The 13366-nt window shown below is 66.9% G+C and carries 17 protein-coding genes; 7 read left to right on the forward strand and 10 right to left on the reverse strand.

The genetic code is table 11. The features are described 5' to 3' along the window. Positions 1-48: 48 nt before the first annotated feature. On the reverse strand, positions 49-441 hold the full coding sequence (locus MG068_RS01975; protein WP_132809004.1) for an XVIPCD domain-containing protein: 393 nt from the start codon (positions 439-441) through the stop codon (positions 49-51). Positions 442-516: 75 nt separating this feature from the next. After that, entirely contained in the window at positions 517-996 is a 480-nt protein-coding gene (locus MG068_RS01980; protein ID WP_132809006.1) for a DUF4440 domain-containing protein, read from the reverse strand. 222 nt (positions 997-1218) lie between these two features. Between MG068_RS01980 and MG068_RS01985 the strand changes: the two genes are divergently transcribed. Continuing rightward, positions 1219-2031, forward strand: a complete 813-nt coding sequence (locus MG068_RS01985) for an alpha/beta fold hydrolase (protein WP_132809008.1) — start codon at positions 1219-1221, stop codon at positions 2029-2031. 9 nt (positions 2032-2040) lie between these two features. Next, entirely contained in the window at positions 2041-2214 is a 174-nt protein-coding gene (locus tag MG068_RS21015; protein ID WP_165929916.1) for a hypothetical protein, read from the forward strand. A gap of 91 nt (positions 2215-2305) precedes the next feature. Here MG068_RS21015 and MG068_RS01990 read toward each other — a convergent pair whose 3' ends face one another. Continuing rightward, the gene (locus MG068_RS01990) at positions 2306-2986 is read right to left on the reverse strand and encodes a hypothetical protein (protein WP_132809010.1); all 681 of its coding nucleotides are present in this window, start codon (positions 2984-2986) and stop codon (positions 2306-2308) included. Positions 2987-3119: 133 nt separating this feature from the next. On the opposite strand from MG068_RS01990, the gene MG068_RS01995 reads away from it, so the two are divergent. Further along, a complete protein-coding gene (locus MG068_RS01995; RefSeq protein WP_182267155.1) occupies positions 3120-3779 on the forward strand; it encodes a hypothetical protein in 660 nt (219 codons plus the stop codon). A gap of 70 nt (positions 3780-3849) precedes the next feature. After that, positions 3850-4818, forward strand: a complete 969-nt coding sequence (locus MG068_RS02000) for a polysaccharide deacetylase family protein (RefSeq protein WP_132809012.1) — start codon at positions 3850-3852, stop codon at positions 4816-4818. A 3-nt stretch (positions 4819-4821) separates the two neighbouring features. Here the strand turns inward: MG068_RS02000 and MG068_RS02005 are convergent, their stop codons facing one another. The 3 genes from MG068_RS02005 to MG068_RS02015 form a co-directional block, all read right to left on the reverse strand. Further along, entirely contained in the window at positions 4822-5664 is an 843-nt protein-coding gene (locus tag MG068_RS02005; RefSeq protein ID WP_132809014.1) for a class I SAM-dependent methyltransferase, read from the reverse strand. Between the two features lie 131 nt (positions 5665-5795). After that, on the reverse strand, positions 5796-6119 hold the full coding sequence (locus MG068_RS02010; RefSeq protein WP_132809016.1) for a hypothetical protein: 324 nt from the start codon (positions 6117-6119) through the stop codon (positions 5796-5798). A gap of 68 nt (positions 6120-6187) precedes the next feature. Beyond that, positions 6188-6604 carry a hypothetical protein gene (locus MG068_RS02015; protein WP_132809018.1) on the reverse strand — a complete coding sequence of 139 codons (417 nt, stop codon included), beginning with the start codon at positions 6602-6604 and terminating at the stop codon, positions 6188-6190. Between the two features lie 90 nt (positions 6605-6694). Here MG068_RS02015 and MG068_RS02020 point away from each other — a divergent pair, with 90 nt between their 5' ends. Further along, positions 6695-6979, forward strand: a complete 285-nt coding sequence (locus MG068_RS02020; protein ID WP_132809020.1) for a hypothetical protein — start codon at positions 6695-6697, stop codon at positions 6977-6979. A gap of 88 nt (positions 6980-7067) precedes the next feature. Here MG068_RS02020 and dmeF read toward each other — a convergent pair whose 3' ends face one another. Beyond that, positions 7068-8012: a CDF family Co(II)/Ni(II) efflux transporter DmeF gene (gene dmeF / locus MG068_RS02025; protein WP_132809022.1), complete on the reverse strand. Its 945-nt coding sequence runs from the start codon at positions 8010-8012 to the stop codon at positions 7068-7070. A 48-nt stretch (positions 8013-8060) separates the two neighbouring features. Between dmeF and MG068_RS02030 the strand changes: the two genes are divergently transcribed. Further along, positions 8061-8345, forward strand: coding sequence for a metal-sensing transcriptional repressor (locus tag MG068_RS02030; protein ID WP_132809024.1), 285 nt, complete (start codon positions 8061-8063; stop codon positions 8343-8345). A 221-nt stretch (positions 8346-8566) separates the two neighbouring features. On the opposite strand, the gene MG068_RS02035 is transcribed toward MG068_RS02030, so the two are convergent. Then, the gene (locus MG068_RS02035) at positions 8567-8938 is read right to left on the reverse strand and encodes a MerC domain-containing protein (RefSeq protein WP_014645760.1); all 372 of its coding nucleotides are present in this window, start codon (positions 8936-8938) and stop codon (positions 8567-8569) included. A 69-nt stretch (positions 8939-9007) separates the two neighbouring features. On the opposite strand from MG068_RS02035, the gene MG068_RS02040 reads away from it, so the two are divergent. Beyond that, positions 9008-10333: a GTP-binding protein gene (locus tag MG068_RS02040; RefSeq protein WP_100433956.1), complete on the forward strand. Its 1326-nt coding sequence runs from the start codon at positions 9008-9010 to the stop codon at positions 10331-10333. A 136-nt stretch (positions 10334-10469) separates the two neighbouring features. Here MG068_RS02040 and MG068_RS02045 read toward each other — a convergent pair whose 3' ends face one another. Then, positions 10470-12077: an ATP-binding cassette domain-containing protein gene (locus tag MG068_RS02045; RefSeq protein ID WP_132809026.1), complete on the reverse strand. Its 1608-nt coding sequence runs from the start codon at positions 12075-12077 to the stop codon at positions 10470-10472. 204 nt (positions 12078-12281) lie between these two features. Next, the gene (locus MG068_RS02050; RefSeq protein ID WP_107432530.1) at positions 12282-13217 is read right to left on the reverse strand and encodes a LysR family transcriptional regulator; all 936 of its coding nucleotides are present in this window, start codon (positions 13215-13217) and stop codon (positions 12282-12284) included. Between the last annotated feature and the right edge of the window lie 149 nt (positions 13218-13366).

Below are 13366 nucleotides of genomic sequence, written 5' to 3' on the forward strand. Positions count from 1 at the left end.
ACGAGGGGGCAGGGCGCAATGCGCTGCCCCCTTTTCAAGCCGCAGCGATTACCCCATCCGCGGCGCAGGATTCTGCATTTCCTGCGCCTGCACCTCGACCTGCGGCTGCACACCCAGCCCCAGCTTCTGCATCGACTGCTCCACCGGCGTCTGTACCGCCACAGCCGTCGGCATCATCGCCCGCAGGTGCGCCGGATTGGCCGGGTCGCCCTGCACCACGAAGACGTTGTGCCCGGCCGGATGCTGGGCCGTGGCATTGCTGACCAGCACATGGTCGACCTGCTGCAGGCCCTGCTCGCGGGCGAGCACGGTCAGGCTGGCGGTCAGGCGTTCGCTGGTCTGGTCGAACGGACGGCCATGCTGGGCGTCCAGGGCGGCCACGCCCTGGCGGATCTGCTGGTTGAGGCCGTACTCGGGATGGTTGGGGGTGATCTCTGCCATGGCGATCGGACGGTAGCGCTGGGTCGTGGTGGACCCCGCCAGTATAGATCCGGCCCGTGAAGCGCGCCCGAGGGGTTAGTCCGCCGGCCGATGGTCATAGCTGATCACTCGCTCTGCCAGCCAGCGCCCATCCACGCGGCGCCAGACCTGGATGAAGCGGGCCTGGCCGGTCCAGTGCTCGATGCCCTTTGCATCACGCTCATGGAAGCGGTGGTCGCCAATCTCCAGGGCGCGGTCATCGTGCAGCGGAAACACCTGCAGCGAGCTTTCCACCAGTTCGCGGCGCAGGTGGGTGTGGCTGACACGCGTGCTCTCGCACAGGGCGGCCACGCTGCGGCGGAAGTCGTCGCGCTTGCTGGCGGACTTGCCCGCCTTGTCATGGAAGAACTCCATGTCTTCAGTGGTCATGGCTGCCGCTTTGTCAGCGTCGCAGTCGTCGAACGCGGCAGCGAAAAGCTGCGCGTCGGCCTGGCGGATCTGCTCGCGCAGGGTCTCGGTAGCGTTCGGCGTGGTGGCCAGGCCGGCAGCAAGCAGGGGCAAGGTAAGCAGCAGCATGGCGAAACTCCCGGAGATGGTTCACGCAGGCTCGCATGGCGTTTGGGCCGCTGCAGCCGGCTTCCGATGAAACGGCCCTTCTTCGGAGTGAATGCCCGCATTGGCGGCCCGGCTCCGGCGGCGTCGCCTGTGCAGGCGATGTCATGGCGATCGGCGATTCCGTCACGGTCGCGATAGGCGGCGGCCAATAGCCTGAAAGCCTCCCCTTCCACAGGAGCTCCCATGCCTGCTTCCCGCATCCGCCTGCACGTTGAAGACACCGGTGGTGACGGCCGCCCGGTCATTCTGATCCACGGCTGGCCGCTGTCTGCCGATGCCTGGAAACAACAGGTGTCGATCCTGCGCGATGCGCAGCATCGGGTGATCAGTTACGACCGGCGCGGCTTCGGCCGTTCCGATAAGCCAGCCGAGGGCTATGACTACGACACGCTGGCAGCGGACCTGGCCGGGGTGATCGAGGAGCGTGACCTGCACGACGTCACCCTGGTCGGCTTCTCGATGGGCGGCGGTGAGGTGGCGCGCTATGTGAGCAATCATGGGCAGGACCGTCTGCACAGCGTGGTGTTTGCAGCGGCGGTGCCGCCGTTCCTGCTGCGCAGTGATGACAACCCGGAAGGCCCGCTCACCCAGGAAAAGGCCGATGAAATGCGCAGCGGTCTGGAGAAGGATCGTGAGGCGTTCTTCGATGGCTTCACCCGCGATTTCTTCAGCGCCCATGGCCAGTTGATGGTGACCGAAGAGACGCGTCAGGCGGCGATCGCGTTGTGCCATCAATCCGACCAGAACGCAGCGCTGGGGTGCATGAAGGCGTTTGCTACCACCGACTTCCGCGAAGACCTGAAGAAGATCACGGTGCCTACCTTGATCCTGCACGGTGACAGCGATGCCATCGTGCCGTTTGAAGGTTCTGGCCAGCGCACGCACCGAGCCATTCCGGGCAGCGAAGTGGTGATCCTTGAAGGCGCGCCGCATGGCTGCAACACCAGTCATGCTGATCACTTCAATCTGGCGCTGTTGAACTTCCTGAAGCAGTAAGCTGCGGCGATGCGCGAGCCGAAGACACCACCGTGGAAGAAGCCCAAGCCCAAGGGGCAGGCGCCGCAGCCGTTGTCGCCTGCGCAGAAGGAGGCAGCCCGGCAGCGTGCGGAAGAGAACGGGCGGCGTTATCCCAATCTGGCGGACAACATGTGGGCCGCGAAGCTGCCGCGCGGATCGTGATCTGTAGAATCGAGCCATGCTCGACTCCGCTCTGCATCCATCCATGCATGGCGTGGATCTACTGCAACAGCAGCCGAGCATGGGCTCGACTCTACAGGTCGACCAGCGGCTTCCAGCCGGGTTCCAGCCAGGGTGAGATCTCGCGCTGGCGGACGGTGATTGACTCCGTCGGCACCCCAGCCAGGCGCGCAAGCTCCGCACGCAACCGTTCGGGGTCCACCGGCACTGCCGTAGCCACCTGCAGCCGATCCCCCTGATGCCTCACCTGCACCGGTAGCGTGGCGTGCGCTTCATGCTCGCCGCCGGTGCGACCGATCGGGTAGCGCATCGTTACCGGCCGCGACAGCTGCGCCAGTGCTGGCTGCCACGCCTGTAGTACGAGGGGCTGCCCGGCAGCGGGAACATGTACTCCAGCAATCGTAGCCGGGTAGCCGGTGATGCTCTCGACCATGACCTGGAAGCGCGCGCCATCCGGCACGACCAGCACGGTGGCGATCAACGTGAAGAGCGAAACGAACACCGCTGCGAGGTTCCAGCTGCGCGGCGCGGAGGCCGGGCGAGTTGCGGTACGCAGACCTGGCTTTCGCCGCAGCTTGCGCGCGTAGATGCGCCGGTCCTTCCTGCGCGGGCTGCTGCTGTGCTCGGGCAGGTTCAAGGGAACCCGTGGAAGGCGCGCCACGCGGGCCTTGATCAGGCGCGACAGCAGCATCCAGGCGATCACGAACGCCAGCAGCGGAAGCAGCGTTCGCACCCACAGATACAGCGTGACCATCCACAACACCTCTACATACGACCATCCATGCTCATCCACATCCTACCGGGACCGCGCGCCGGTTGTCGTATCCGCCAGCCGACAAGCACAGGGCGCTTGGTTAGGATGGTCCTTTGTTGTCATGGATGAACCGATGGTCTCTGCTGCTACCCGCTTCTGTCGTATCTGTGGTCCTGGCCCGATCCTGCTGGCACTGCAGGTGGTGGCGCTGCTGGCGGTCGCCCTTGCAGTCGGCTTCTTCCACTACCGTGTGGGACTGCTGCTGGAGCCGGTGGATGACGCATGCGGTGGGCCCGACCCTGTCGCGCGCATGCAGGTGGCCGAACAACTGCTGGCGCGGTCCACTGCGCTTGCACCGTGGCAACCCTTGCAGTGGATTCCGATGGCGGGCGTGGTACTGGCGCTGCTGGGCGCGATGTCGATCAGCGTCTACCGGCTGGGCCGCCTGTCGGAACGCCTGCGACGTGCCAACTGGGGGCTGATGGCGCTGCACGCCGCGATCCTGGCGCTGGCCCTCAGGGCATTGCACCTGTACGACCTGGCATGGACCGGCGTGGCCAAGTTGTCCCCAGCGGCGTGCCTGGTGGAGCTGGGCGAGCAGGGCAGGTTGCCGCTGGCACAGGCACAGCAGGTGGTGTTCGAGATCCTCACCCATGAGCATGCACCGCTGCTGCGCAATCCCGATGATCTTGCCCTGGTGCTGGTCGCGTTGATGCTGATGGCGATGGCTGCAGGATTCATGTTGTGGCGGGCGATCGTGCGCGAACGTCAGGTGCAGTCGCCCGGCCCATAGCGGGTGTGGGGCCGGCCGCGCGCCCGCAATCGCGCTAGAGTCAGCACTTCGCCCCTGCAAGGATGTGCTGATGCGTTGGTTGCTGCGTGCGGTGCCATTGCTGCTGTGTTCGTTGGCGGTACACGCCGCCGAGGTGGATCGCCGGATCGCGATGACCATCGACGACCTGCCGTGGGCGCGGGTGGACGAGATCGTTCCGCCGGACCTGCAATCGCGGCACGAAGCGCTGATGGCTCAGCTTCGTCAGGCGGGTGTGCCGGTGGTCGGCTTCGTCAACGAGAACAAGCTTGAGATCAACGGGCACGTGCAGCCCGCGCGGGTGCAGATGCTGCGCGACTGGCTGGACGCCGGGTATGTGCTGGGCAACCACACCTATTCGCACATGGATCTGAACGCCAGGGGTGTGCCTGCGTTCCAGCAGGATTTTCTGCGTGGTGAAACGGTGCTGCGGCCGCTGCTGGCCGAGCGCGGACTGAAACCGCAGTGGATGCGCCATCCCTATCTGCGTGCCGGACGCACACCGGAAGAACGCGCGGAGATGGACGTGTTCTTCAAGCAGCATGGCTACCGCGTGGCACCGGTGACGGTCGACAACGGGGAGTGGGTGTGGGCCTTCGCCTATGCCAACGTGATGAACGAGCAGCCCGATTCCCCGGCGCGCGAGGCGACGCTGGCGCAGCTGCGCAAGGGCTATGTGCCGTACATGCTGAACAAGCTGGACTACTACGAGAAGCAGTCGCAGGCGCTGCTGGGCTACGCGCTGCCGCAGGTGTGGCTGATGCACGCCAATGAGCTCAATGCAGCCACCTTCGCCGAACTGGTGGCGGCGACCAAGCGGCGCGGCTATCGCTTCATTTCACTGGATGAGGCGATGCGCGATCCCGCTTACGCGCGTGGCGCCGAGGGCTACAGCGGTCGCTATGGCCCGAGCTGGCTGCACCGCTGGGCGATGGCGGAGAAGAAACCGAAGGACTTCTACGCCGGTGAACCGGAAGTGCCGAAGTGGGTGATGAAGCTGGCGAAGGTAGACTCGGAATGAGGCTCAGCGCTTGACGGCCAGCACGCCGTCAAGCGCCAGTTCGGCCTTGAACCCCGCCTTTTCCAGGCGCTTGGCCACTTCACGCGGCACGTCGCGGCCGCTGGTCAGCTTGTTCGGGGCGCCGGTGTAGTGGAACAAGCGACCGCCCTTGCGGATGACGCGGGCGAGGTGGTCGTAGAACACCTGCGAGTACAGTTCGCCGGCGATGCCGAAGCGCGGCGGGTCGTGCAGGATCGCGTCGACGCTGTTGCTGGCCACCTGTTCGATCTGCTGCGAGACATCGCCGTGGCTGAACTGCAGCCGGCCACCGGCCGCAGCCGATTCCGGATCCGGCGACCACGGATTGAGCGTGCGCAGCCACATCACGTCGGCATTCTTCTCGAACGAGCGGATCTGACCGACGCCGGCCTCCAGCGCGCAGGCGGCGAAGTAGCCCAGGCCACCGCAGGTATCGAGGATGACCTTGCCGGCCGGGGCGACCAGCTCGACCTTGCGGCGCGCATCCTCGAACGGTGACAGCTTGGAGGTCGGCAGCATCTTGATGCCGTCGATCTCGAAGGTCGGTGCGCCCCATTCGGTGGGCACCAGCTTGATCAGCGAGCCGCTGTAGCGCGAGATCGGTGCGAAGTCCTCGCCGTCCCAGTAGTACAGCGTGCGGTCCTTCAGCTTGCCCGGCCACGGGTAGCGCTGGCCACGGAAGTGGAAGCCGTCGGCATCCAGCACCACGCTGTCCTGGCCGCGGCCAAGGTCGAGCGAGCCCTGCCATTCAGCAGCGCCCTTGTCATGGGCACGGCGCAGGGTGTCAGCGCTGTCGCGGGTCAGCAGGGGGCCGGTGTAATGGGGCACGGCGGGTACCGGGGCGGTTCGGGGGAGGGCATGGTACCGCAGCTGTTGCCGGGGTCACGCGTGGCTGCTGTTGCGCTAGATCCACGCCACGCGTGGATGCCAGCATGGCGGAGCCGAGCGTGGGCTCGGCGCTACAGCTGGCTGGTGCAGCTATAGCCGTGTGTGGTTCCTTCCCCTGAAATCACGCCGACGCCACGCGACGGCTGCATGCCTACTCGCGCGCACGACCGACGATGGACCTCCTGGGTTTCCGGTGGCTGCCGATCAAAGTCGTAGCGCAGGCTACCGTCTTCCTGCATCAGCCAATGCACGGTGACGCGCTCATGGCGACCATCACCGAGATCCCAGTCCAGGGTGCGCATGATCAGGGTCCGGCCATCGGGCAGCTGCCGGACTTCGTCATAGGCACCTTGGGTCTTCGGCGCGCTTACCGCAAGCAGCAGAAACAGCAGCATTGGCATCGCTCCTCAAAGAAGACAGGTTGTAACCATAGTGCCCTGCGCCGCCATCAGAATCATTGCATCTACGGGCACTTCACCGCATACACCGGCCCAGCCCCGATCAGCATCAGCGCCATGTAGTCACTATCACTGGCCTTTCCCTTCAGCGTCGCGCCCTTGTTGAAGTGGAAGATGCCGAAGCCACCGGCCATGCGGATCAACGCACTGTCGATCTGCTCGGCGTCATCGCGGAAGTAGCGGCTGATCTCGCTGCGGGTGGCCTTGTGCAGCGCATTGGGCTCGCGCTGCCACTGGTCGCCGCGGCTGAAGGAGACGAAGTACTGGCCGCCTTCCTTGTCGATGCGGAAATCGGCCGGCTTGCGCGCGCCGGTGGCGAAGCAGCCCTGCAACGGGTTGGCGCTGAAAGGAAGCCCGGCATCACCACTGCAGGCGGTGAGCAGCAGGAGGGCACCGGGCAGCAGCAGGCGGAGCGTGCGCATGGGATGTCCCGACGGGGCAGGTGCGGCTAGTGTAGGCAGCACACGGGCGTGGTCCGTACAGAAATTCGGCAAGGACACAGGGGTTTTCGGATGGCGAAGGGCAAGGCACCGTGGTGCGGCGTGGCCAGTTGGCTGGGGATCGCTGTGGGTTGGGGCGCGGGCACGTTGGCTGCGCAGGCGGCGGTGGCCGCAGGCGGCAATGGCATGGCTGCGGGATTGGGCGTGGGGGTGCTGGGCGCGGCGCTGGTGGGCTGCGGTCTGGCGGTGGCTTCGCGCGTGCGCGGCGAGCGCTGGCCGTGGATCGGCATCGGTGGTGCGGTGCTGAGTGCGCTGCCGCTGCTGATGTACCTGCTGCGGATGATGTTGAAGCTCTAGCGGTAGTGCCGGCCGCTGGCCGGCACCTGCAGGTTGTGTGCGGCGTTCATGGGGTTGCCGGCCAGCGGCCGGCACTACCAGATGCGGGTCAGGCGCTGCGGTGAATCTCCACCGTCACGTGCACCAGTTCCTCATGAATCGCCAGCGCGTTGCGCACGGTATCGGCATCCAGACTGACGTCGCTGGTGACCACGCTGGCGCTGACCGCGTACTTGCCGCGACCCACCTGCCAGACGTGCAGGTCGGCCAGGCGTGCCGGCCACGGGCCCTGTTCGATTACCTCGCGCACTTCGGCCACCACCGGCGCATCCATCTGCGCGTCGAGCAGGATGCGGCCACTGTCGCGTAGCAGGCCGATTGCCCAGACCGTCACCAGCACGGCGCCGACCAGGCCCATCACCGGGTCCAGCCAAGTCAGGCCCAGCAGCTTGCCGCCAAGCAGGGCGACGATGGCCAGCACCGAGGTGGCGGCGTCGGCCAGCACGTGCACGTAGGCCGAGCGCAGGTTGAGGTCGTGACCGTGCGCATGGCCGTGATCGTGGTCGTGCCCGTGCCCGTGGTGGTGCGCGTGGCCCGGGCTGTCGTGCAGCCACCAGGCGCAGAGCAGGTTCACGCCCAGGCCCACCGCTGCGATCGCGATGGCTTCGTTGTAGTGGATGGGGGCGGGCACCCACAGCCGTTCCAGCGATTGCACGGCCATCAGCGCGGCGATGCCGAGCAATGCGATGGCGCTGGTATAGCCGGCCAGGATCTCGATCTTCCACGTACCGAAGGCGAAGCGCGGATCGTGCGCGTAGCGCCGCGCGCAGCGGTAGGCGAACACCGAGAGGCCCAGCGCCAGCGCGTGCGAACTCATGTGCCAGCCGTCGGCGAGCACGGCCATGGAGTTGAACCACCAGCCGCCGACGATCTCCACCAACATCATGCTGACGGTGAGCCACAGGGCGCGGCGGGTGTTGCGTTCGGCCAGCGGGTTGCCGTCGTCGAAGCGGTGTTCGTGGCGACGGGCGGCGGCGAGGGCGTCCAATTGCATGGCGGTGGGAGCTGGAGTGGATACCCCCATAGGGTATATGATCCTGCCATGGCCCATGTACACAAGAATCGAAAGCAGCTGCTGACCCGGGTACGCCGCATCGCGGGCCAGGTGGCGGCGTTGGAGCAGGCGCTGGACAAGCCCGAGGGGGAAGCGGGGGACTGCGCGGGCGTGCTGGTGCAGGTTGCCGCCGTGCGCGGTGCAGCCCACAGCCTGTTGATGGAGCTGCTGCACGAGCACCTGCAGGAACATGTGGTGGGTGCCGAAGACCCGCAGCAGCGGGCGGACGAGGCTGCGGTGCTGGTGGAGCTGCTGCGCCGCTACGGCAAATAGCAGGGGTAGTGCCGGCCGCTGGCCGGCAACTGCAGGTTGCGTCCGAAGCTCATGCGGTTGCCGGCCAGCGGCCGGCACTACCCGTGGCGTTCGAAGCTCATGCGGTTGCCGGCCAGCGGCCGGCACTACCCGCGGCGTCCGAAGCTCATGCGGTTGCCGGCCAGCGGCCGGCACTACCCGTGGCGTCCGAAGCTCATGCGGTTGCCGGCCAGCGGCCGGCACTACCCGTGCCGGTGTCGCGCGTTCCAGATATGCGTGGCGGCCAGCAGCAGGCTGCCGGTGACCGTCATCGGTGTCTCCCAGTCGTGCGAGGGCAGCGCCAGCGCGCCGGCCAGCAGCAGGCCGAGCCCGGCGCCGGCGGTGGCCCAGGCCAGCACGGGCAGTGGGTGGCGGCGCTCGGCCCGCCACAGCGCGTAGCCGGTCAGTGGCAGGGCGATGGCCACGAACAGCAGGTGGACCCATTCCGCTTCGGCCCAGGTGCCGAACAGCGGCAGCGCGGCGGCAAGCAGGGGCAACGCCAGGCAGTGCAGCAGGCACAGGCTGGACAGGGCGACCGCGCCGGCATCGAGCAGGGCGGCAGAAGGCGACTTCATCGGGGGAGGTTCCTTGCGCAACAAGTGTTATACAGTAACATTTCCGTTCCGCAGCCAACCCGCTCCGACATGAACACTGTTTCCCGCGCCGACCGTCGCCTTCCGGTCACCGTGCTGTCCGGCTTCCTGGGGGCCGGCAAGACCACCCTGCTCAACCAGATCCTGCGCAACCGCGAGGGCCTGCGCGTGGCGGTCATCGTCAACGACATGAGCGAGGTCAACATCGATGCGCAGCTGGTGCGCGAAGGTGGGGCCGAACTGCGCCGCACCGAAGAGACGCTGGTGGAGTTCAGCAACGGTTGCATCTGCTGCACGCTGCGCGATGACCTGCTGCAGGAAGTGCGGCGTCTGGCTGATGCGGGTCGTTATGACTACCTGCTGATCGAGTCGACGGGCATCGGTGAACCGATGCCGGTGGCGGCCACGTTCGCGGTGCGCGACGAGCACGGCTTCAGCCTGAGTGATATCGCGCGGCTGGACACGATGGTGACGGTGGTCGACGGCAGCGCGTTCCTTGCCGACTTCGGCTCGACCCTGCGCCTGGCCGAACGCGGCCAGCAGGCCGGGCCGGACGATGATCGCGGTGTGGTCGATCTGCTGTGCGAGCAGGTGGAGTTCGCCGACGTGATCGTGGTCAGCAAGGTCGACCAGGTGGACGACGAGGTGCTGCAGGACACGCTGGCGGTACTGCGTGGCTTGAACCGGGATGCGAAGCTGCTGCTGTCCAGCTTCGGTGATGTGCCGTTGGCCGAGCTGCTGGATACCGGCCGCTTCGACATGGAGCGTGCGCAACGTGCGCCTGGCTGGGTGAAGGAACTGCGGGGCGAGCACACACCGGAGACCGAAGAGTACGGCATCGGCAGCTTCGTCTACCGTTCGCGGCGTCCGTTCCACCCCGCGCGATTCGCCCGCGCGCTGCAGTCCGGCATGCCCGGCGTGATCCGCAGCAAGGGCTGGTTCTGGCTGGCCAACCGCATGGATTGGGTAGGCGAGTTGAACACCGTGGGCGCGGCGACGCGGACGCAGGCGGCGGGCTTCTGGTATGCCGCGCGCGACCGCGTGCGTGCCGGCCTGGAAGACACTGCGCCGTTGTTGCCGCCGACACCGCTGCCGTACAGCGACCTCGGCTGGGCGCGGCAGCAGGCTGATTGCTGGAGTGCGCCGCTGCCGGGGCTGGAGGAATTCCCGGATGCAGCCGCGCACACGGCGATGCAGCGGCTGTGGCACCCGTTGTGGGGGGATCGCCGCCAGGAGCTGGTGGTGATTGGTGTGCACATGGATGAGCGTGCGGTGCGCGCGGAGCTGGATGCGTGCCTGCTCAATGACCAGGAGCTGCGGGCGGGGCCACTGCTGTGGCAGCAGATGCCACAGGCGTTCCCGGTGTGGAAGCGCTGATGGTGCATTGAGGTCTCTTGGGCTGCCGGCCAGCGGCCGGCACTACCCCGGGTCGATACACCATGCGTGGATGGCCGGCATGGCGGAGTCGAGCATGGCTCGACTCTACAGAATCGAATCCACGCATGGCGTGGATCTACAAGGCGTCATGCCACTGCCAGCCCTCGGTGCTCACGTGCAGCACCTGGGTCGGCCGCAACGCCTGCAGCAGGTGCCGGTCGTGGCTGACCATCACCAGTGCGCCCGGCCATGCCGCAAGCAGTTCCTCCAACGCCTGCAATGCGTTCAGATCCAGCGCATTGCCGGGCTCGTCCAGCAGCAACAGCTGCGGCGCGGGATCGGCGTACAACACGCTGCCCAGTGCGCCTTTCACCCGTTCGCCATCGCTGAGGCTGCTGGCGGCGCGCTGGATGCGCTGTGCATCCAGTCCCAGCAGCGCGAGCCGTGTGCGCAGTTCGCCCGGGTCCGCCCCCGGATTGGCCGCCTGTACGCTATCGAGGATGCTGCGCTCGCCGGACAATCCCAGCAGCTGCTGGTCGAGCAGCGCCAGTGGCGCATGCCGTTGCACGATGCCGCTGCGTGCAGGCAGCTGGCCGCCCAATACACGCAGCAGGGTCGATTTGCCGCTGCCGTTGTCACCGACCACGGCAATGCGCTGGCCGCGGCGGATCTCCAGCTGCAACGGGGCACTGCAGCCATGTGGCAGCACCAGCGCCTCGGCCTGTAGCAGGCGCGTGCTGCCACGGTCACCCGCACCGGCGAACAGTGCCAGTTCCGGCGCCGCGTGCACCGCCGATGCCGCTGCGCGCAGATGCTCTGCGCTGGCCTGCAGGCGTTCGGCCTGCACCTGTTGTGCGCGACCATGGCTGGCTTCGGCGCGCTGCTTCTGGCGGCCGAGCAGGATCGGGGCCTGGTTGGCCTGCTTCGCATCGCGATTGCCGCGTGCCTGGCGTTGCTGCTGGCGCTCGTGCTGTTCGCGTGCACTGCGTTGCTGCTGCCGATGCTGCGCACGTGCTTGGTCAAGCTGGGCGGCGGCGGCTTCACGTTCGGCAGTGCGCACTTCGGCATAGTGCTGCCACGGCCCACCATAGCGATGCAGCCCGCGCCCATCGAGCTCGACGATCTGCTGCATGTGCGCCAGCAGTTCGCGATCATGGCTGATCACCAGCAGGCCGCCGCGCCATTGCTGCAACTGCTCGTACAGTTGCTGGCGATGACGCGCATCAAGGTGGTTACTGGGTTCGTCCAGGATCAGCCAGTCGGCACCGCTGGCCCAGGCGCCGGACAGCGCCACCTGCATGGCCTGGCCGCCACTGAGGCGCGCGGCCGGCTGGGCGGGATCGAGGTCGTCGGGAAGCTGCAGCGCACGCCATTGCTGCTGCAGGCGTTCACGCAGATCCCAGCGGTCGCCGATGCAGGTGAAGTCGGCCTCATCGACGCTGCCGGCTTCGATGCGTGCGAGCGCGGACAGGGCTTCACCCACACCGGCCAATTCACCGACGGTACCGGTAGGTGGATAGCCCGGTGTGGGCAACAGGAACACGCGGCCACTGCCACGCACCTGGCCACTATCGGGCGACAGACGCCCGGCCAGTAGGCGTGCGAGCACGCTTTTGCCAGCGCCATTGGCACCGACCAGGCCGGTGGCGACCGGTTCGAAGGAAAACGTCAGATCGGAAAACAGCACACGGCCGTCGGCCAATCGATACGACACGCGATCGAGCGTGAGGGAATGCGGAGTCATGCGACCTCCATGGATGCCGGGTTCTCCCCTGCGCGCAGGGGCGGGAAGAGTCAGGCCGTCTAGTGGGAAGACGGCGGCATCAATGGCGCATTGGTCGCGAGCCTCTGGGAGGGATGAGGGGAGATTATACCGCCCGCAGGGCATGCGAACTGTAGAGTCGAGCTTGCTCGACTGCTTTTGAGGAGCAGTCGAGCAAGCTCGACTCTACGTGGCACGGCCATCGAGCGCAGATCTACCGGCCTGCGGCACGGTTTCCAGGCGCGCGCTGACGAAGTCGATGAATACCCGCAGCTTCGGAAGCACGTGGCGGCCCGACGGCCACAGCAGGTGGAAGATGCCGCAGGAGTGCACATGCTCGTCGAGCACGGTCAGCAGGCGTCCATCGGCCAGTGCATCGCGCACCGAGTGCACCGGCACGAATGCCAGGCCGATATCGCGCAATGCAAGCGCCACCCGCGCTTCGATGGTATTGGCCACCATGTGTACCGGCAGTTCCTGCGGTGTTTCATGGTCGGGCCAGTGGATCGGCCACAGTTCCAGCTTGCCGGTGCTGGGGAAGCGATAGTGCAGCAGCGTGTGCTGCATCAGATCGGCCGGCGTGCGCGGCGTGCCGCGCCGCTGCAGGTACGCCGGCGAGGCGACGATGCGGCGTGGGAACACGCCCAGGCGTCGAGCGTTCATGCGTGAGTCGCTGGGCTCGCCGACGCGCAGCACGGCATCGAAACCCTCCTCGATGACATCGACCAGGCGGTCGCTGAAATCCAGATCGAGGCGGATGTCCGGATACGCGGACATGAACTCGGCCATCAGTGGCAGAGTGAGATCACCCACCAGCGGCAGACCGATGCGCAGCGTGCCACTTGGTGCGGCATGCGGTTGCGCCAGCTCGGTGCGCGCGGCATCGCGCTCGTCGAGGATGCGCCGGCAGCGTGCCAGGAACAGCTGGCCCTCGGCGGTGAGGGTGATGCTGCGCGTGCTGCGGTGGAACAGGCGCACGCCCAGTGCCTGTTCCAGCCGGGCAACGCATTTGCCGGCGGCCGAGGCCGAGATGCCCTGCAGGCGCCCGGTCTCGACGAAGCTGCGGGTGTCGGCCGCGTGCACGAAGGTCTGCAGATTGGCGAGGTTGTCCAGGACTGACATGGGCGTGCGGGCAATGAAAGCGGCAGGGTAGGTCGGCGCGGCTGTAGCGGACGGCTCCGCCATCGCAACACTGTGGTGCGAAGTGGTGCGGAGCCCGTTGCGGCCTTGCAGTTCCGGCCATCATGCCGATTGCGGACTGCACGGTCCAT

It is taken from the genome of Stenotrophomonas sp. ASS1 (genome assembly GCF_004346925.1).
GTDB classification, from domain to species: domain Bacteria; phylum Pseudomonadota; class Gammaproteobacteria; order Xanthomonadales; family Xanthomonadaceae; genus Stenotrophomonas; species Stenotrophomonas maltophilia_A.